Genomic DNA, 17,712 nt, shown 5'->3' with positions numbered 1-17,712 from the left:
GGAGCCCGCTGCGTGGGAGCCGGCTGGTTGGGAACCCGCCGGCCGGGAGCCCGCCGGTTGGGAGCCGGCTGAGTGCCTTGTTGGAGGGGCGCTGCGGGCTGGAGACGGCGGCGAGACCGGGGTTCGGGGCAGGTGCGGGGGCGATTGGCTGTTGGGCGGGGGTATCGGGTAACCTTGCCGGGTTGCCTGCGCGGCCATGTTCGCTGGGCGTCTTTTGGTTTCTTTCGACTCAGGAGTTATCCCGTGGCTAGCGTGTGCGACGTCTGTGGCAAGGGACCGGGCTTCGGCCACAACGTGTCCCACTCGCACCGGCGGACCAACCGCCGCTGGAACCCGAACATCCAGTCGGTGCGCACCCCGGCCGGTGGCGGCACGACCAAGAAGCTCAAGGTCTGCACCTCGTGCATCAAGGCCGGCAAGGTCGTCCGCGCCTGATTCAGGCTTGAACACCAGCCCTTCGGTCCACGTGACCGGAGGGCTGGTTGTGCTACCCAGGGGAGGCGCCTGGCCACCGGGAACATCCCGGTCGGGCGCTACGGCCCGGTGTTGCACCCAGGCCGCCGGCACACTGCGAGCGGCCCCGGTGCTTTTGTCCGACCGGACGATGCGTACGTCATAGGGGTTTCGCGTAGGAAAGCACCCCTTCGTGCCCCGCGTAGAACCCGAAATCCTCGATCCGTGAATATCCCGCCGAGACATACAGCCTCACGGCCTCGGGCTGCTTGTCGCCGGTTTCCAATATCACTCTGCGGCAGCCGGCCTGGCGAGCTGACTCCTCGATGGTGGCCAGCATGCGGCGCCCCAGGCCCTGGCCTCGGGCGGATCGGGCCGTGAACATGCGCTTCAGCTCGGCGTCGTCGCCGTGGCGGCGCCAACCGGCGCATCCGACCAGGCGCTCGCCGTCGTCGGCGACGAAGAACGCGCCGTTCGGGGCGGTGAAGTCGGCGGCCGCGATCGGGGTGTCGTCGCCGCTGCCGCCGTAACGTTCGGAAAGTTCGCCGAGCACGTCGACAAGCAGCGCCCGCACGGCCGGCTCGGCGAAATCCGCCTGCCTGATTTTGATGGAGGAAGCTGGAAGCACGCGCCGAAGCCTAACCAGCGACTGAGCCCTCTAGCGAAAATGGTCCCAGCCCACCGGCCCGCTCCACGGCTTGCCGTCGACGGTGACCCCGGTGCCTTCATGGACCTTGCCGACGACCGTCCAGCCGGCGGGCAGCTCGACGCCGGGCGGGAAAGTGGCGGCCAGCGCGTGATCGTCGCCACCGGCGAGGATCCACTGCAGCGGGTCGACGCCGAGGGCCGCCGCGGCGTCGCGCATCTGGCTGGACACCTCGAAAGCGCCGGTCCGCACGTCGACGCCGACGACACTGGCGTTCGCGATGTGCCCCAGATCCTGCAGGAGACCGTCGGACACGTCGATCATCGCCGTCGCGCCCGCGCGGGCCGCCGCGGGACCGGCCGCGTAGGGGACAACCGGACGCCGGTACGCCTCCACCAGCGCTTTCGGGGTGCGGAAGCCCCGGGACAGCACGGTGTAACCCGCCGCCGCGTGCCCGATCCGGCCGGCCAGCGCGATCACGTCGCCGGGCTGGGCGCCGCTGCGCAGGACGGGCGCCTGGCCGCCCAGGTCGCCCAGGGCTGTCACCGCGATCGTGAGCGTCGGGCTGAACGACGTGTCGCCCCCGACCACCGACGCGCCTGTGCGGGCCGCCTCGTCGGAGAGCCCGCCCGCCAGGTCCTCGGCCCAGGCCAGGTCGAGGTCGTTGGGCGCGCACAGCCCGATCAGCAGCGCGGTCGGCACAGCCCCCATGGCGGCTATGTCGGCGAGGTTCGCCGCGGCCGCCCGGTGGCCCACGTCGGCGCCGGACGACCAGTCGCGGCGGAAGTGGCGGCCCTCGACCAGGACGTCGGTGGAGGCGACGATCCGGCCGTCGGGGGCGGCGACGATCGCGCTGTCGTCGCCCGGGCCGAGCAGGGTCGCCGGACCGTTCTCGAGCCGGGCGACCACCCGGGCGATGAGCCCGAACTCTCCGGCCTCGGCAATGCTCACGGTGTACGACCTTTCGTCCTGGTGATGGCAACCTGCTGTCGGGTGGATCCGTACGGTAGTTTTCACGTTCGGGTTACGGCGGAGGCGGAATGGAGTCGGAGCGTGGTACAGGCATACATCCTGATCCAAACTGAGGTCGGAAGGGCCCATGACGTGGCCGCCGCGATCGGCAAAATCCCCGGTGTGGTGCGTGTCGACGCCGTCACCGGCCCGTATGACGTCGTTGTTCTCGCCGAGGCGCACACGGTGGACGACCTCGGCGGGCTCATTGTGAGCAAGGTCCAGTACGTACCCGGCATCATGCGGACGCTCACCTGCTCCGTGGTAAACCTCTGACATGGTCGATCTCGAGAACCCGCCGGCGAAGACCCGGGATCAAGCGACACGCAGCGCCGCCCTGTGGGCCACCGTGGTCGCCGTTCCGGTAGCCGTGATCGTGGGTCTCGTCGCGTTCTGGCAGATCGTGCCGCAGGGTGATGAGACTGCGGCGGCTCCCACCGCGTCCGCGCCGGCGCCGGTGCCGTCGACGCCGGTGCAGCTGGCCGCGCCGGCCCTCGACGCGCGCACCGCCCAGGTCTGTCTCGCGGTCACCTCGCAGCTGCCGACCGAGCTGCGGGGCCTGCCGGGCCGCAAGGTGACCGCCGGGCCGGAGCAGAACGCGGCCTGGGGCGAACCGGCGATCACCCTCAGCTGCGGGGTGAAGCAGCCGGTCATGTGCGAGCGGGTCGACGGCGGGGCCGACGGCTGTGTGCCGCTGGACGCCACGATGCTCGCGATGGACGGGGTCTGCTGGTGGGCGCAGGACGGCCCGGCCACCGACGTCTTCACCACGATGGACCGTGAGGTCGCCGTGCGCGTCAGCGTGCCCGGCAGCTACGAGCAGCCGGGACAGTGGGCCAACGAGTTCTCCGAGCCGGTCGTCAAGACGGTGAAGTCCAAGAGCGAGGGCGTGCCCAGCGGCTGCCGGGGATAAAGCAAGGGCTAGTGCAGGCCCGTCCCGCGGCGCAGCGCCGTCCGGATCAGACGGTCCACCACCTTGGGGTACTCGAGCCCGGTGGCCGCCCACATCAGCGGGAACATCGACGTCGGCGTCATGCCCGGCATCGTGTTGATCTCGTTGAGGTAGACCTCGTTGTCGGCGGTGACGAAGAAGTCGACCCGGGCCAGGCCGGCGCAGTCGAGCGCGGTGAACGTGCGCCGTGCGTACTCCTGCACCTGGCGGGTCACCTCGGCAGGCAGGTCGGCCGGGAGGCTGTAGCGGCTGCCCTGGATGTACTTGGTCTCGAAGTCGTACCAGTCGTTGTCGTCGACGTGGATCTCGGCCAGCAGGGACGACTCGGGCGTTCCCCCCGCCTCGCCCTCGAGCACGCCGCACTCGATCTCGCGCCCGACGACAGCGGCCTCGACCAGCACCTTGGGGTCGATCCGGCGGGCAGTGGCGACGGCCTCGTCGAGCTGCGCCCAGTCGGTGACCTTGGTGATGCCGTGCGACGAGCCCGCGCGCGACGGCTTCACGAAGACGGGCAGCCCGAGCCGATCCTTGTCTTTTTCGGAAAGTGAAACCCCGGCCCGGAGCACCGCGTACGGACCCACCGGGATGCCCTCGGCGATCGCGAGCTTCTTGGTGAACTCCTTGTCCATGGCCGCGGCCGAGGCGAAGACGTTGGCGCCCACGTAGGGCAGGCCGGCCATCTCGAGCATGCCCTGGATGGTGCCGTCCTCCCCGTACGCCCCGTGCAGCACCGGGAAGACGACATCGACCCCGGCCAGCGAGGACATGCCCTCGGCCGGGTCGTGCACGATCAGGTCGGTGGCCGTCGGGTCGGCCGCCAGCACAACCGCGTGCCCGCTGTCCGCCGTGACCTCGGGCAGCTGCTTGTCCCGGATCGCCAGCGTCGACGGGTCGGCCGAGGAGAGGACCCAGCGCCCCTCCCTGGTGATGCCGACCGGAACCACCTCGTACTGGTCGGGGTCGAGCGCGTGCAGGATGCTGCCGGCGCTCACACACGAGATGGCGTGCTCGGAGCTGCGACCGCCGAAGACGATCGCGACGCGGGTTTTCCGAGGGGTCGTCACTTTCTTGGGGCCTCTCGCTAGCGGTCATGCCGGGGGTGACCCTACTCTGCGTTAGCCACTCGCGGGATCACCCGGCCGCCGGGCCGGGACAGGGGAACGGGCAGTTCATGAGAGCAGCACTCCATGTGATCGCCGGGCCGGGGCCCGGGCAATTGGCGACGATCGCGCACCCGCGCGCCGACGCCTGGCCGGTCGAGCAACTCGGCGCGTTGGCCCGCGCCGGGGTGAACGTGCTCGTGTCGGCCTTGACCACCGTCGAACAGCATCGGCTGGGCTTCGGCGACACGGCCGCCACGGCCGCGTCGTACGGCCTGCAGTTCGTCTCGTTCCCGGTACCCGAGGGCGGGGTGCCGCGCGACGAGGCGGTGCAGGTCGTCCAGCTGGCCGGCCAGCTGGCGGGGCAGGTGCGGGCCGGCCGCTTCGTGGTGACCCAGTGCTTCGGCGGGATAGGGCGTTCCACGCTACTCGCCTGTACGACGCTGGTGCTGCTGGGCATCCCTCCCGGCGAGGCGCTGAGCCGGGTCACCGGCGGCACGGAGATGCCGGTGACCCAGGACTGGCTCTACGACTTCGTCGCGTCCCACCCGTCGCGCCGGCTCGCCGATTCCGCCTGAGGTCAGGACCAGACCCTTCAGCCCGTACGCCGGATCGCGACGTCCCGCATCAGCCGGTGCGCCGCGAGTCCGGCCGCGGCCGTGGCCGCCAGCACGACCGTCAGCGCGAGGCCCAGCGACCCCCGCTCGGTCAGCACCCCGTACTCGTCGATGTTGACGAGTCCGCCGCTCGCCACCACCGGCAGCGATGCGGGGACGATCAGCAGGATGCCGATCAGCGGCCGGAACCGGTAGAACCCGGCCGAGATCAGGATGCCCGACGTCAGGTAGGCCGCCGTGGCCGGAAGCACGTGCAGGTACTCGTTGGCGGCCTCGCCGAAGCGGAACGCCGGATAGCCGCCCCCGCGCTGGTCGAGCAGGCCGACCACCGTGCTCTCGACGCCGTGCCCGATCACGACCAGGGCCGGGAAGAGGACCACGATGCCGAGCGCGAAGACCGCGAACCCTCGGAGGAACTCGTGCCGGGTCACCCCGTTGGTCACGAATTGCCGGAAGTACGTGCTGATCATGATGATGCCGGTGACCAGCGGCCAGTACTTGGCGGCCGAGCCGACGACGACCAGCCAGAAGCTGAACCCGAGCGGGTTGACGGTCAGGATCGCCGCCACCGCGCCGATCTCGAGCACGACCACGATCGCCAGACCCCAGAGGATGACCGGACGGTAGAGCCGGAACAGGACCGCGCTGACGCTCATCGGGACGCCTCCAAGGGCCGGGGCTGCGAGGTGAGGTGGACGAAGAGTTCCTGCAGGCCGAGCGGGCCGAAGGACAGGCCGTCGCGCTCGCCGCGAGCGATCTCGTCCGGGTCGAGGCGGCCGTCCAGGGTCAGGGCCCGTACGCCGCCCAGGTTGTGCTCGCCGAGCACGGTGTGCCCGGCCGCGAACGCGGTCACCAGCTCGGCCGGCCCGGTCACGGTGACCCCGCGCCCGCGCAGCGCATCGGTCTCGTCGTGCAGCAGGATCCGGCCGCGGTCCATGATGATCACCCGCTCGAACAGCTCGGCCACCTCCTCGATGAGGTGGGTGGAGAGCACGATCGTGCGCGGGTGGGCCAGGTAGTCGTCGAGCAGCTCGCGGTAGAAGAGCGTGCGGGCCACCGCGTCCATGCCCAGGTAGGTCTCGTCGAGGATGGTCAACGGGGCCCGGGTGGCCAGTCCCAGGGTCGCGCCCAGCATGGAGCGCTGCCCGCGGGACAACCCGGAGACGCGCCGGCGGGGGCTGAGCTCGAACGTGTCGAGCAGCTTGCCCGCGTATTCGGCGTCCCAGCCCGGGCGCAGCCAGCCCGCGACGGCGAGCACGGTGCTGATCCGGTCGGAGTCGCTGAGGTCGAGGGTGTCGCGGATGAAGCTGGTCCGCCGCGTGATCCGCGGGTTCTCGAACGCCTCCTCGCCGTCGATCAGCACCGTGCCGCTGGACGGCCGGCGGTACGACGCGAGGACGCTGAGCAGGCTGGTCTTGCCCGAGCCGTTGCGGCCGAGCAGGCCGTAGATGCTGCCGGTGGGCAGTTCGAGGTCCACGTTGTCGACGGCGAGCGTGCTGCCGTACCGGACCGTGACGCCACGCAGCTCGATCATCGCCGGCTCCCCAGGTAGTGCGTGATGTCGTCGACACCGATGCCGACCCGCTTGGCTTCGTCGAGCATCGGGTCGACGACCTCGGTGAAGAACCGCTGCCGCCGTTCGGCCCGCAGCTTGGCGGGCGCGTCGGGGCTGACGAACATGCCGATGCCGCGCCGCTTGTAGAGCACGCCCTCGTCGACGAGCTGGGCGAAGCCCTTGGCCGCGGTGGCCGGGTTGATGCGGTAGAAGGCGGCGTACTGATTCGTGCTCATGACCTGGTCGTCCTCCTTGAGGGCCCCGCTCAGGACGTCGTTCTTGATGCCGTCGGCGATCTGCAGGTAGATGGGGCTGCGGTCGTGGAACACCCGAGCCTCCTTAGTGCAGTGGTTCATTACTCATGTAATGAACCATAGAGCCGCGCAGCCACCCAGGGCAAGAGGTGCGGACATCAGGCCGCGAACGTCTGGGGCAGCACGCCGTCGTCCCAGAGACGGTCGAGGTGGTCGAGGAAGCCGACCAGGCTGCGCTCCAGCTCGCGCTGTTCGGCGAGCGGGAGCGCGGCCAGGGGATCGCTGAAGACCAGGCCCTCGGGGTGTTTCGCCCGGGTGCCGACGAACTTGCGGCACGAGCGGCACCAGACATAACTCACCAGCGTGGGCCGACGGGCGTTGGCGGGCGCCTGGAAATAGGCCCGGAGCGACGTCGCGCCGCAGGCCGGGCACTCGCGCTCACCGGGGTCGGCGAAGAAGCTCGGCCCCTGGGTCATGGCCGCCACCTGGTCACCGGAAAAGCTGTCCCAACTCACTCCGGCACGGTAGATCAGGCCTGATCGAGCGCGGCCCTCAGGTCGGCCAGCAGATCCACCGTGTCCTCGATGCCGCACGAAAGGCGTACGAAACCGGGGCCGGTGTCGTCGCCCCACTGGGCCCGGCGGTCGGCCGTCGTGTGCACCCCGCCGAACGACGTCGCCGCGAAGACCAGCTCGGCCGCCGCGAGGAACCGGGCCACCCGCTGGGCGTCGCCGAGGTCGAACGAGACCACGCCGGGGATGCGCCGCATCTGGGCCGAGGCCACCGGGTACGACGGATCGGAGCTCAACCCCGGCCACCGTACGCCGGTGACGTCGTCACGCCCGCTCAGCAGCGCGGCCACGGCGGCGGCGTTCTGGCTCTGCCGGGCCAGGCGCAGGTCGAGCGTCGCGATCGAGCGGTGGGCCAGCCACGCGTCGAAGGCGCCGGGGACCGCGCCGGTGTGCTTGCGCCACGTCTCGATCTTGGCCAGCAGCTCGGGGTCGTTGGTCGACACGTAGCCCAGCAGCACGTCGGAGTGGCCGGTCAGCGCCTTCGTGCCGGAGGCGACCACGAGGTCGGCGCCGAGCGCGAGCGGGTTCTGCCCGAGCGGGGTGGCGGTGGTGTTGTCGACGGCGACCAGCGCGCCGGCCGCGTGGGCCCGCGCCGACACCTCGCGGATGTCGCACACGTCGAGCCCCGGGTTGGCCGGCGTCTCGAGCAGGACCAGGCGCACCCCCGAGAAGTCGGGGTAGGGCCCGGCGGTCGGCACCAGGATCGACTGCACACCGAGGTCGCGAAGGGTGCTCTCGGCGAAGCTGCGGACCGTGTAGTACCCGTCGGAGGGCAGGGCCACCGTGTCGCCCGTACGCAGCACAGAGAGCAGCAGAGCGGTGATGGCGGCCTGTCCGCTCGCGAAGGTCAGGGCCGGGCCGCCCTCGAGCTCGCCGATCGCCGACTCCAGCCGCCGCCGGGTCGGGTTGTCGGGCCGGCCGTAGCCGTTGTCGCCGACCTGCCCGGCGACCGGGTCGAGATGGTAGGGCGCCGCGAAGACCGGACCGGGCAGGAACGGATCGCCCACCTCGGCCTCGGGCAGTCCGGCGTGCACGACCCTGGTCCCGTCCGAGTAAGTCACTCTGGCTTCATCTCCCGGCCCATCAGCAGTTTGACCGCGACCCGCGGGTCGACGCCCTCGTGGCAGACCCGCTCCACCTGTTCGGTGATCGGCATCTCCACCCCGTGGGCGCGCGACAGGTCGCGGATCGCCAGGCAGCTCTTCACGCCCTCGGCGGTCTGCCGGGCCGCTACCTGCGCCTGCTCGAGAGTCTTACCGAGGCCCAGCTGCTCGCCGAACGTGCGGTTGCGTGACAGTGGCGACGAACACGTGGCGACCAGGTCGCCCAGCCCGGCCAGCCCGGCGAACGTCAGCGGGTCGGCGCCCAGGGCCACCCCCAGCCGGGCGGTCTCGGCCAGCCCCCGGGTGATCAGGGACGCCTTGGTGTTGTCGCCCAGGCCCATCGCGGCGGCCATGCCGTACGCCAGGGCGATCACGTTCTTGACGGCGCCGCCCAGCTCGCAGCCGATCACGTCCTCACTCGTGTACGGCCGCATGTACGGCAGGGCCAGCGCGTGCTGCACGGCCCGGCAGCGGTCGTGGTCGGCCCCGGCCACAACGGTCGCGGCCGGCTGCTCGGCGGCGATCTCGGGCGCCAGGTTGGGCCCCGAGACGACCACCACCCGGCTCGGGTCGACGTGCGCCGTCTCGACGATGACCTGGCTCATCCGCTTGGTCGTGCCGAGCTCGATGCCCTTCATCAGCGAGATCAGCGTGGAGCCGGGCTCGAAGGCGCCGGCCCACTCGGCGAGGTTGCCGCGCAGCGTCTGCGACGGCACCGCGATCGCCACCAGCTCGGCGCCGGACACCGCCTCGGCCACGTCGTTGGTGGCGGTGATCCGCTCGGGCAGCTTGAGCCCGGGCAGCGCGCCCTCGTTGAGACGATGCTCACGGATCGAGGTGGCCACCGACTCGCGCCGGGCCCAGATCGTGACGTCGGCGCCCGCCTCGGCCAGCATCTTGGCGAAGGCCGTGCCCCAGGCGCCGGCGCCGATCACCGCCGCGCGGGCCATCAGGCGTCCTCGGCGTTCGTGATCTGCTTACGGGGGTGGTCGTAAAGGGTGGCCGGCGGCATCTGGCCGCGCAGCTCGCCGAGCAGTCCGCTGATGTCGTGCATGATCGCGTCGGTCATCTCCTCGAGCACGGCTTTGGTCGGGGTCGTGCCCTGCCACCGGCTCAGGTCGACCGGCTCGCCCGAGGTGACGGTCACCGGGGTTCGCGGCCGGAAACGCAGCTTGCTGGTGCGCGGGTCGAAGATCTGCTCCGGCCCCCAGGTGGCGACGGGCACCACCGGGGCGCCGGTGAGCAGGGCCAGGCGTGCGGCTCCGGTCTTGCCGCGCATCGGCCACAGATCGGGGTCGCGGGTGGTCGTGCCCTCGGGATAGATCACCACGACGCCGCCCTGCCGGAGCGCCTGGACCAGCACGTCGAGCGATTTCACGGCCTCCACGCTGCCGCGTTCCACGGGGATCTGCTGGACCTTACGGAGGAAGCCACCGAGCAGCGGCACCTTCCACAGGCTGGCCTTGCCCAGGAAACGCGGCCAGCGGCCGGCGGTGAAGAGGTAGTAACCCACGACGACCGGGTCGAAGTGCGAGACGTGGTTGGGCGCGATGATCACGCCGCCCGAGCGCGGGATCTTGTCCAAGTTGAGCCAGGTCCGTCTGGTCCAGACCTTCAGCACCGGGATCACCAGAAGCGCCGCGAAACGCCGCCAGAACCCGAGCCTGCGGTGTGCCACGGCCCCTCCTGCCTGCTTTTCCTGCTCTGACGCGGCGTGGCCCCCCGGCCACCCTGTCGTCCTGCCCTGCGACGAAATCATGCCTGCTCGGAGCCTGCGGTACCAGGTAGGGGTCCTTACCGGCGGTCGCTGGCAGACTTGGCCCAATGGTGCGCGACTGGACGGCGGTGATGCCGGTGAAGCGGCTGGGCGCCGCGAAGAGCCGGCTGCGGGGCGCGGTTCCGCCCGCCCGGCACGGTGATCTGGCGCTGGCGATGGTGCTCGACACGGTGTCCGCGGTATTGGCCGCCCCGGCGGTGGGCGAGCTGCTCGTGGTGACCGACGACCCGGTGGCAGCGGCCGCGGTGAGCGCCCTGGGCGCCCGGGTGGCGCCCGACCGGCCGGACGCTGGGCTCAACGAGGCGATGCGGCACGGCGCCGACGAGGTGGCCGGGCTGGGCCGGCCCCGCGCGGTGCTGGCCGGCGACCTGCCCGCGCTGCGCCCCGAACAGCTCGACGCGGCGCTGACCGCGGCCCGCTCCGGCCGGGCCTACGTCGCCGACGCCGCCGGCACCGGCACGGTGCTGCTGGCCGTGGGACCGGGCCGGCCGCTCGACCCACGGTTCGGCCCCGGCTCGGCGGCCGCCCACGCCGCCTCCGGGGCTGTGCCGCTCACCGGCGGCTGGCCCGGTCTGCGACAGGACGTCGACACCCCGGCCGACCTGGCCACGGTGCTCGGCCTGGGCGCCGGGCGGCACACCTGCGAGCTGCTGCGCGAGCTCGGAATCGAGGCGGCCTGCGTACCGGCCGCGTGACCGGTAACTTCAGGGCATGCAAGGCACAATTGCGACCTTCGACCCGGCCTCCCGCAGTGGCACGCTGCTGCTCGACGACGGCCGTGAAATAACCTTCGGCGCGGCCGCGTTCGACGCCTCCGGGCTGCGCAAACTCCGCCTCGGCCAGCGCGTCGACATCGAGGCCGATCATGACGGAAGCGTCCGCCAGGTGAGAATCCCCGGAGTGGCTTGAGCCATACCGGAACTTGTTCGTTTCACGTTCCGCCGAAACCGGCAATGATGGTGCGATGCACACCTCGCCCCGGACCTCCGAACCCCGCCGGCGTGGCCCGAACGGCCGCTATCTGCCCCGCACGACCCCGACCGATCCGGCACCCGTGGGCGAGACCGTGGTAGCCGCAGCAGATCCGACACCGACGGAGTATGTGGTGACCCCCAGCATCGACGAACTGACCGCGGCCGACGACCGGCCCGAACTGCCGGAGGACAGGTTCCTCAACCGCGAGCTCTCCTGGCTCGACTTCAACGCGCGAGTGCTGACCCTGGCCGAGGACCCGGAGACCCCGCTGCTGGAACGGGCGAAGTTCCTGGCGATCTTCGCGAGCAACCTCGACGAGTTCTACATGGTGCGGGTGGCCGGCCTGAAGCGGCGGCTCAACGCGGGCCTGCCGATGCGCGGCGGCGACCGGTCCTCGCTGCGCAACCAGCTCGAGATGATCTCGCAGCGCACTGCCGACCTGGTGACCCGGCACTCCGCCTGCTTCTCCGAGGAGGTCCGGCCCAAGCTGCAGGCCGAGGGCATCGAGATCGTGAAGTGGGCCGATCTCGACGCCCCCGAGCGCGAGCGGCAGCGCACGTACTTCCGCGAGCAGGTCTTCCCCGTGCTGACCCCGCTCGCCGTCGACCCGGCGCACCCGTTCCCGTACATCTCGAACCGGTCGTTGAACCTCGCCGTCGTGCTGCGTGACCCGGAGGACTCCGCGAGCGAGCTGTTCGCGCGCATCAAGGTCCCCAACAACGTGCCGCGGTTCGTGACCGTGCAGAACGACAGCCGGGCGGTGCGTTTCCTGCCCGTCGAGGAGCTCATCGCCACCCACCTCGACCAGCTCTTCCCCGGCATGCAGCTGGAGGAGTGGCATTCGTTCCGGGTCACCCGCAACGCCGAGCTCGAGGTCGACGAGGACCGCGACGAGGACCTGCTGCAGGCCCTCGAGCGCGAGCTGGCCCAGCGCCGCTTCGGCCCGCCGGTGCGCCTCGAGGTGGCCGCCTCGATCAGCGATCACGTGCTCGACCTGCTCGTGCGCGAGCTCGACATGGTCAGCTCGGACGTGCAGCGGGTGCCCGGCCTGCTCGACATGTCGGCCCTGTGGCAGGTCTTCGGCGAGTGCGACCGGGACGACCTCAAGGACCGCCCGTTCGTGCCGGCGACCCACCCGCAGCTGGTGGACGGCGAGGTGCCGCGCAGCGTCTTCAACCGGCTGCGCGAGAGCGACATCATGGTGCACCACCCGTATCACTCGTTCTCGACGAGCGTGCAGCGGTTCATCGAGCAGGCCGCGGCCGACCCGGACGTGCTGGCCATCAAGCAGACGCTCTACCGCACCTCGGGCGACTCGCCGATCGTCGACGCGCTGGTCGACGCGGCCGCCGCCGGCAAGCAGGTGGTGGTGCTGGTGGAGGTGAAGGCGCGCTTCGACGAGGTTGCCAACATCGCCTGGGCGCGCACGTTGGAACGAGCCGGCTGCCACGTCGTCTACGGCCTGGTCGGCCTCAAGACGCACTGCAAGACGGCGCTGGTCGTGCGGCAGGAGGGCAACCAGATCCGCCGCTACTGCCACATCGGCACCGGCAACTACCACCCCAAGACCGCGCGGCTGTACGAGGATTTCGGCATGCTCACCGCCGACCCCGAGATCGGCGCCGACGTCACTGACCTCTTCAACGTGCTTACCGGCTACAGCCGGCAGAGGTCGTACCGGCGGCTGCTCGTGGCGCCGCACGGCGTGCGTTCCGGCCTCATCGAGCGCATCGAGGAGCAGGCCCGCATCGCCCGGGACGGCGGCGAGGCGCTGGTGCAGATCAAGGTGAACTCGCTGGTCGACGAGGAGACCATCGACGCGCTCTACCGCGCGTCGATGGACGGCGTGAAGGTCGACCTGATCATCCGGGGCATGTGCGCGCTGCGGCCCGGCGTGCCCGGCCTGTCGGAGAACATCCGGGTCCGCTCGATCGTCGGCCGCTTCCTGGAGCACTCGCGGGTGTTCCGGTTCGGCGCGGGCGACGACGCCGAGTACTGGATCGGCTCGGCCGACATGATGCACCGCAACCTCGACCGTCGCGTCGAGGCCCTCGTACGGGTCACCCTGCCGACCGCCCGCGAGGAGCTGCGCTACGTGCTCGACCTGTCGATGAGCGACACCACCGAGGGCTTCGACCTGGCCGGCGACGGCACCTGGCACAGGCACCCGGCCAACCTGGCCGAGCCGCACCTGCACCTGCAGGAGGCCCTGCTGCGCCGGGTGATCGGCAAGGCGTCCTGAGATGAGCGACACGGTCACCGCCGCCGGCGGGGTTCTGGTCCGCGACGGCCAGGTCTGCCTGGTGCACCGCCCGCGCTACGACGACTGGGCGCTGCCCAAAGGCAAGCTGGACGACGGCGAGCACCCGCTGGTGGGCGCCGCCCGCGAGGTGCTGGAGGAGACCGGCCGGCGGGGCCGCGCACGGCTGGCTCTGCCCGGCATCTCGTACACGTTGCCCGACGGCCGGCCCAAGACGGTGCACTACTGGCTGATGGACGCGGCCGGCGACGGCGGCCCGGTGCTCGACACCGGCGAGGTCGACCGGATCGCGTGGCTGCCGTTGGCCGAGGCCGCCGAGCGGGTCAGCTACGCCGACGAGCGCGCGCTGCTCGGCCACGTGGCGGCGCTGCCACCGGTGACCGACGTGGTGGTGCTGGTGCGGCACGCGCATGCCGGGGACCGCAAGGAGTGGTCCGGCAACGACGCGTTACGGCCGGTCGACGAGGTGGGCGAGGAACAGGCCGCGCGGTTCGCCGGGATCTGCCGGCCGATCGGCCCGGACCGTCTGGTCGCGGCGACCCCGTTGCGCTGCAAGCAGACCTTGGAGCCGCTGGCCGCCTCACTGGGCGGCATGCCGATCGTGATCGACAGCGCGTTCGCCGAGCCGGCGGACGCCGGCGACGCCCCGGCCAAGGCGAAACTGGCCGCGCATCGCCTGCTGGAGCTTCGGTCGGCCACGAGCCTGCCGGTGATCTGCAGCCAGGGCAAGATAATCCCGCACCTGCTGGCCGAGTTGCGCGACGAGGCCGACCCCGAGCCCTACAAGACCCCCAAGGGCGAGGCGTGGCTGCTCACCTGGAGCGGCGACCGCCTGCTGGAGCCGACGCGGCTCTGACGCCCACCGGCACCGGATCGGCCCGCCAGTAACCGATCAGGTCGCCGGTGAGCCACCGGGCCCGCCACAGCTCGTCCTCGCGGGGCTCCCAGTCGCGGAACGGCAGCAGCGCCACCCGCCAGCCCAGCACACAGACGAGATACCAGTTGTAGAGCGGGACGAGCCCCAGCCAGGCGTCCCGGGGCCGGTACGAGGCGTGAGGCGCCAGCACGCGCACGGCGAGCGCGCCCCACAGGCCCGTGACGACCCAGTCCAGCAGCCCGGAGCCGGTGTACCGCTCGGTCAGCGTGCCCAGCGTCCAGCCGGGGACGACAGCGGCCGCGAACACCAGCGTGGCGATCAGCGACCGGCCGACCGGACCCCGGGGTGATGCCCTGCGCTCCATGCCCCGGACGGTAGGCGCAGCAACGGTTTCCGCGCCCGGACACACGAAAGGCGTCCACCGTTAGGGTGGACGCCTTATCGGCCCAGCATCGCGCAATCCGCGGGAACTAGCGGGACTTGCGCGCCGTGCTCGTGGCGCGAGCCCGTGCCGGAGTCGCGGCCGTGGCCGCCGTGGTCGTCTTGCGGGCGGTCGTCTTCTTGGCGGCCGCCGTCTTGGTGGCGGTGCTCTTGGCGGGGGCAGCCTTGGTGGCAGCCGCCTTCTTGGTGGCAGCGGCCTTGGTGGCCGTCGCCTTGGTAGCGGTGGCCTTGGTGGCCGTCGCCTTCGTGGCCGTCGCCTTCGTCGCCGTCGACTTGGCCGGGGTCGCCTTGGTGGCAGCGGTCTTCTTGGCCGCTGTCGCCTTCGTGGCGGTGCTCTTGGCCGGGGCCGCCTTGGTCGCCGTGGCAGCCGTCTTCTTGGCCGCTGTCGCCTTCGTGGCGGTGCTCTTGGCCGGAGCGGCCTTGGTCGCCGTGGCAGCCGTCTTCTTGGCCGCCGCCGTCTTGGTAGCGGGGGTCGAGGCCGCCTTGGTGGCGGTGGTCTTCCGCGCCGGGGCCGCCTTGGTGGCAGCGGCCTTGGTGGCCGTGGCCTTCGTGGCCGTCGCCTTGGTGGCGGCCGCCTTCTTCGCCGGAGCGGCCGTCTTCGCAACCTTTCCGGCCGCGACCATCTCGCGGAAAGCCGTGCCGGGCTTGAAGGCCGGCACGGAGGTTTTCTTTACTTTCACAGGCTCGCCGGTGCGCGGATTACGGGCGGTACGCGCATTGCGTGCCCGCTTCTCGAAGACGCCGAAGCCGGTGATGGCAACCCGATCGCCCTTGGTCACAGCACCCTGCACCTCGGCGATGACCGCATCCAGCGCCGCCGTGGCGGACTTGCGGTCTCCCAATCGGGCTGCGAGCGCCTCGATGAGCTCGGCCTTGTTCACGGTTTTCCTCCCAAACGTGAGAACTGAGCCTCACTGGCCCAATGCGAGCCATTCTGCGCGCACCGTATGCCCTCTGACCAGCGGACACAAACATTAGTGGCATAAAAAACCCTTGCGTTGCAACGAATTCGCCCCCGCCGGGGATGCGGCGGGGGCGAAAAACGCTGTCCTGACTAGGGTTTTTGCCCTCAGACAGTCACCGGCTTGAAGGAAGGACGATTTTTTTCGAAGTCGGTGATGAGGTCGGCGTGGCGGAGGGTCAGTCCGATGTCGTCGAGCCCTTCCATGAGACGCCAACGACTGAAATCGTCGATCGGGAACGCCCAGGAGGCATCGTCGGCAACAACCCGGCGGCCCTCGAGGTCCACGGTGATCTGCTTTTCCGGCTCGCTCTCGCCCAGATCCCAGAGTGCCTCGACGGCTTTCTGGTCGAGCTGGACGGGCAGCAGCCCCTCCTTGAGCGCGTTACCGCGGAAGATGTCGCCGAATCGCGCGGCGATGACCACCTTGAAACCCCAGTCGCGCAGCGCCCAGACGGCGTGCTGCCGGGACGACCCGGTGCCGAAATTGGGGCCGGCGACGAGGATCGTGGCGCCGGCGTGGGCCGGATTGTTGAGCACGAAACCGGGGTCGTCGCGCCAGGCGCTGAACAGGCCGTCCTCGAATCCGGTGCGGGTGACCCGCTTCAGATAAACGGCCGGGATGATCTGGTCGGTGTCCACGTCGGAACGGCGCAGCGGCATCACTTTGCCGCTGTGGGTGACGAACTTGTCCATCTCTGGTCTCTCCTAGGACAGGTCGGCGGGGGCGGCCAGCTTGCCGACCACGGCGGTGGCGGCGGCGACCTGGGGCGAGACCAGGTGCGTACGCCCGCCCTTGCCCTGCCGGCCCTCGAAGTTGCGGTTGGAGGTCGACGCGGCGCGCTGGCCGGGGCTGAGCGTGTCCGGGTTCATGCCCAGGCACATCGAACAGCCCGCGAACCGCCACTCGGCGCCCGCCTCGGTGAAGACCTTGTCGAGCCCCTCGGCCTCGGCCGCCTCGCGCACCTTGTAGGACCCGGGCACGATCATCATGCGGACGCCGTCGTGCACCTTGTGGCCCTTGATGACGTCGGCCGCCGCGCGCAGGTCCTCGATCCGGCCGTTGGTGCAGGAGCCCACGAAGACCACGTCGACCGGCACGTCGCGGAACGGGGTGCCGGGCGTCAGGTCCATGTACTCCAGGGCGCGGCGGGCGGCGTTGCGGTCGGTCTCCTCGATGAACTCCTCGGGGTCCGGCACCACGCTGTCGAGCGGCGCGCCCTGCCCCGGGTTGGTGCCCCAGGTGATGAACGGGCTGATCGCCGACGCGTCCAGGATGATCTCGGTGTCGAACTCGGCGTCCTCGTCGGTCACGAGCGTCTTCCAGTACGCCACGGCGGCGTCCCACGCCTCGCCCTTGGGCGCGTTCTCGCGGCCCTCGAGGTAGGCGAACGTGGTCTCGTCGGGCGCGATCATGCCCGCCTTGGCGCCCCACTCGATGCTCATGTTGCAGATGGTCATCCGGCCCTCCATGGAGAGCTTGCGGATGGCCTCGCCGCGGTACTCCACGATGTGGCCGTTGCCGCCGCCGGTGCCGGTCTGCGTGATGAGCGCCAGGATCAGATCCTTGGCGCTGACACCGGGGCGCAGCTCGCCGACCACGGTGACCGCCATCGTCTTCGGCTTGGCCTGCGGCAGCGTCTGGGTGGCCAGCACGTGCTCGACCTCACTGGTGCCGATGCCGAAGGCCAGCGCGCCGAACGCGCCGTGGGTGGCGGTGTGCGAGTCGCCGCAGACGATCGTCATGCCGGGCTGGGTCAGGCCGAGCTGCGGCCCGATCACGTGCACGATGCCCTGGTTGACGTCGCCCAGCGGGCGGATCTGAACACCGAACTCGGCACAGTTCTTGCGCAGCGTCTCGATCTGCGTCCGCGAGGTCGTGTCGGCGATCGTGAAGAGCTCGCCGCGCTTGGTGTTGAAGGCCGGGTCGGCGTAACCGGTCGGCGTGTTGTGATCCTCGGTCGCGAGCGTGAGATCGGTGCGTCGAACCGGGCGGCCCGCCAGGCGCAGCCCGTCGAAGGCCTGCGGGCTGGTCACCTCGTGCAACAGGTGCAGGTCGATGTAGAGCAGATCAGGCTCACCCTCGGCAGCGCGCACGACATGGTCGTCCCAGACCTTTTCGGCCAGGGTCCTCGGAGTGACTCCCACCATCTGGACA

22 protein-coding genes are annotated in these 17,712 nt (G+C 70.7%); 8 read left to right on the top strand and 14 right to left on the bottom strand.

Annotated features, from left to right (window positions below):
* Positions 1-243 precede the first annotated feature (243 nt).
* Complete coding sequence (gene rpmB, locus C8E87_RS21675; RefSeq protein ID WP_026207002.1) at positions 244-435, top strand: 50S ribosomal protein L28; 192 nt, start codon at positions 244-246, stop codon at positions 433-435.
* 178 nt (positions 436-613) lie between these two features.
* Here the strand turns inward: rpmB and C8E87_RS21670 are convergent, their stop codons facing one another.
* Together C8E87_RS21670 and C8E87_RS21665 are read right to left on the bottom strand one after the other, a co-directional pair.
* Positions 614-1,027: a GNAT family N-acetyltransferase gene (locus tag C8E87_RS21670; RefSeq protein ID WP_243755155.1), complete on the bottom strand. Its 414-nt coding sequence runs from the start codon at positions 1,025-1,027 to the stop codon at positions 614-616.
* Between the two features lie 84 nt (positions 1,028-1,111).
* Complete coding sequence (locus C8E87_RS21665) at positions 1,112-2,050, bottom strand: thiamine-phosphate kinase (RefSeq protein ID WP_239079849.1); 939 nt, start codon at positions 2,048-2,050, stop codon at positions 1,112-1,114.
* 102 nt (positions 2,051-2,152) lie between these two features.
* Here C8E87_RS21665 and C8E87_RS21660 point away from each other — a divergent pair, with 102 nt between their 5' ends.
* Positions 2,153-2,386 (top strand): Lrp/AsnC ligand binding domain-containing protein, encoded by a 234-nt coding sequence (locus C8E87_RS21660; protein WP_133874791.1) that lies wholly within the window; start codon positions 2,153-2,155, stop codon positions 2,384-2,386.
* Between the two features lies 1 nt (position 2,387).
* Positions 2,388-3,023: a DUF3515 family protein gene (locus C8E87_RS21655; RefSeq protein WP_133874790.1), complete on the top strand. Its 636-nt coding sequence runs from the start codon at positions 2,388-2,390 to the stop codon at positions 3,021-3,023.
* 8 nt (positions 3,024-3,031) lie between these two features.
* Here the strand turns inward: C8E87_RS21655 and C8E87_RS21650 are convergent, their stop codons facing one another.
* Positions 3,032-4,126, bottom strand: a complete 1,095-nt coding sequence (locus tag C8E87_RS21650; RefSeq protein ID WP_133874789.1) for a D-alanine--D-alanine ligase family protein — start codon at positions 4,124-4,126, stop codon at positions 3,032-3,034.
* Between the two features lie 107 nt (positions 4,127-4,233).
* Here C8E87_RS21650 and C8E87_RS21645 point away from each other — a divergent pair, with 107 nt between their 5' ends.
* The gene (locus C8E87_RS21645; protein ID WP_133874788.1) at positions 4,234-4,740 is read left to right on the top strand and encodes a protein-tyrosine phosphatase family protein; all 507 of its coding nucleotides are present in this window, start codon (positions 4,234-4,236) and stop codon (positions 4,738-4,740) included.
* A 17-nt stretch (positions 4,741-4,757) separates the two neighbouring features.
* On the opposite strand, the gene C8E87_RS21640 is transcribed toward C8E87_RS21645, so the two are convergent.
* From C8E87_RS21640 to C8E87_RS21610, 7 genes are all read right to left on the bottom strand, one after another.
* The gene (locus C8E87_RS21640; protein ID WP_133874787.1) at positions 4,758-5,435 is read right to left on the bottom strand and encodes a hypothetical protein; all 678 of its coding nucleotides are present in this window, start codon (positions 5,433-5,435) and stop codon (positions 4,758-4,760) included.
* Complete coding sequence (locus C8E87_RS21635; protein ID WP_133874786.1) at positions 5,432-6,313, bottom strand: ABC transporter ATP-binding protein; 882 nt, start codon at positions 6,311-6,313, stop codon at positions 5,432-5,434. The genes C8E87_RS21640 and C8E87_RS21635 overlap by 4 nt, the downstream gene beginning before the upstream one ends.
* Positions 6,310-6,663: a GntR family transcriptional regulator gene (locus tag C8E87_RS21630; RefSeq protein ID WP_133874785.1), complete on the bottom strand. Its 354-nt coding sequence runs from the start codon at positions 6,661-6,663 to the stop codon at positions 6,310-6,312. The genes C8E87_RS21635 and C8E87_RS21630 overlap by 4 nt, the downstream gene beginning before the upstream one ends.
* A gap of 83 nt (positions 6,664-6,746) precedes the next feature.
* Positions 6,747-7,103, bottom strand: a complete 357-nt coding sequence (locus C8E87_RS21625; protein ID WP_239079848.1) for a hypothetical protein — start codon at positions 7,101-7,103, stop codon at positions 6,747-6,749.
* A 14-nt stretch (positions 7,104-7,117) separates the two neighbouring features.
* On the bottom strand, positions 7,118-8,221 hold the full coding sequence (locus tag C8E87_RS21620; RefSeq protein WP_133874784.1) for a cystathionine gamma-lyase: 1,104 nt from the start codon (positions 8,219-8,221) through the stop codon (positions 7,118-7,120).
* A complete protein-coding gene (locus C8E87_RS21615) occupies positions 8,218-9,213 on the bottom strand; it encodes an NAD(P)H-dependent glycerol-3-phosphate dehydrogenase (protein WP_133874783.1) in 996 nt (331 codons plus the stop codon). Before C8E87_RS21615 ends, C8E87_RS21620 begins: the two co-directional genes overlap by 4 nt.
* On the bottom strand, positions 9,213-9,941 hold the full coding sequence (locus C8E87_RS21610) for a lysophospholipid acyltransferase family protein (RefSeq protein ID WP_133874782.1): 729 nt from the start codon (positions 9,939-9,941) through the stop codon (positions 9,213-9,215). The genes C8E87_RS21615 and C8E87_RS21610 overlap by 1 nt, the downstream gene beginning before the upstream one ends.
* 146 nt (positions 9,942-10,087) lie before the next feature.
* Here C8E87_RS21610 and cofC point away from each other — a divergent pair, with 146 nt between their 5' ends.
* From cofC to C8E87_RS21590, 4 genes are read left to right on the top strand one after another with little or no spacing between them, the layout of a single operon-like run.
* A complete protein-coding gene (gene cofC / locus C8E87_RS21605) occupies positions 10,088-10,735 on the top strand; it encodes a 2-phospho-L-lactate guanylyltransferase (RefSeq protein ID WP_133874781.1) in 648 nt (215 codons plus the stop codon).
* Between the two features lie 16 nt (positions 10,736-10,751).
* Complete coding sequence (locus C8E87_RS21600) at positions 10,752-10,949, top strand: cold-shock protein (RefSeq protein WP_133874780.1); 198 nt, start codon at positions 10,752-10,754, stop codon at positions 10,947-10,949.
* A gap of 55 nt (positions 10,950-11,004) precedes the next feature.
* On the top strand, positions 11,005-13,257 hold the full coding sequence (locus C8E87_RS21595; protein ID WP_133874779.1) for an RNA degradosome polyphosphate kinase: 2,253 nt from the start codon (positions 11,005-11,007) through the stop codon (positions 13,255-13,257).
* 1 nt (position 13,258) lies between these two features.
* Complete coding sequence (locus C8E87_RS21590) at positions 13,259-14,131, top strand: NUDIX hydrolase (protein ID WP_133874778.1); 873 nt, start codon at positions 13,259-13,261, stop codon at positions 14,129-14,131.
* On the opposite strand, the gene C8E87_RS21585 is transcribed toward C8E87_RS21590, so the two are convergent.
* From C8E87_RS21585 to leuC, 4 genes are all read right to left on the bottom strand, one after another.
* Positions 14,088-14,516 (bottom strand): hypothetical protein, encoded by a 429-nt coding sequence (locus tag C8E87_RS21585; protein ID WP_133874777.1) that lies wholly within the window; start codon positions 14,514-14,516, stop codon positions 14,088-14,090. The genes C8E87_RS21590 and C8E87_RS21585 overlap by 44 nt on opposite strands.
* 106 nt (positions 14,517-14,622) lie before the next feature.
* Complete coding sequence (locus tag C8E87_RS21580; protein WP_133874776.1) at positions 14,623-15,474, bottom strand: HU family DNA-binding protein; 852 nt, start codon at positions 15,472-15,474, stop codon at positions 14,623-14,625.
* A 188-nt stretch (positions 15,475-15,662) separates the two neighbouring features.
* Positions 15,663-16,250, bottom strand: coding sequence for a 3-isopropylmalate dehydratase small subunit (gene leuD, locus C8E87_RS21575; protein WP_133874775.1), 588 nt, complete (start codon positions 16,248-16,250; stop codon positions 15,663-15,665).
* Positions 16,251-16,262: 12 nt separating this feature from the next.
* Positions 16,263-17,705 carry a 3-isopropylmalate dehydratase large subunit gene (gene leuC, locus C8E87_RS21570; RefSeq protein ID WP_133874774.1) on the bottom strand — a complete coding sequence of 481 codons (1,443 nt, stop codon included), beginning with the start codon at positions 17,703-17,705 and terminating at the stop codon, positions 16,263-16,265.
* Positions 17,706-17,712: the final 7 nt, after the last annotated feature.

Source organism: Paractinoplanes brasiliensis (assembly GCF_004362215.1).
GTDB lineage: Bacteria > Actinomycetota > Actinomycetes > Mycobacteriales > Micromonosporaceae > Actinoplanes > Actinoplanes brasiliensis.
The sequence above is the reverse complement of the archived record's forward strand: the minus strand, read 5'-3'. Positions and strand labels throughout refer to the sequence as shown.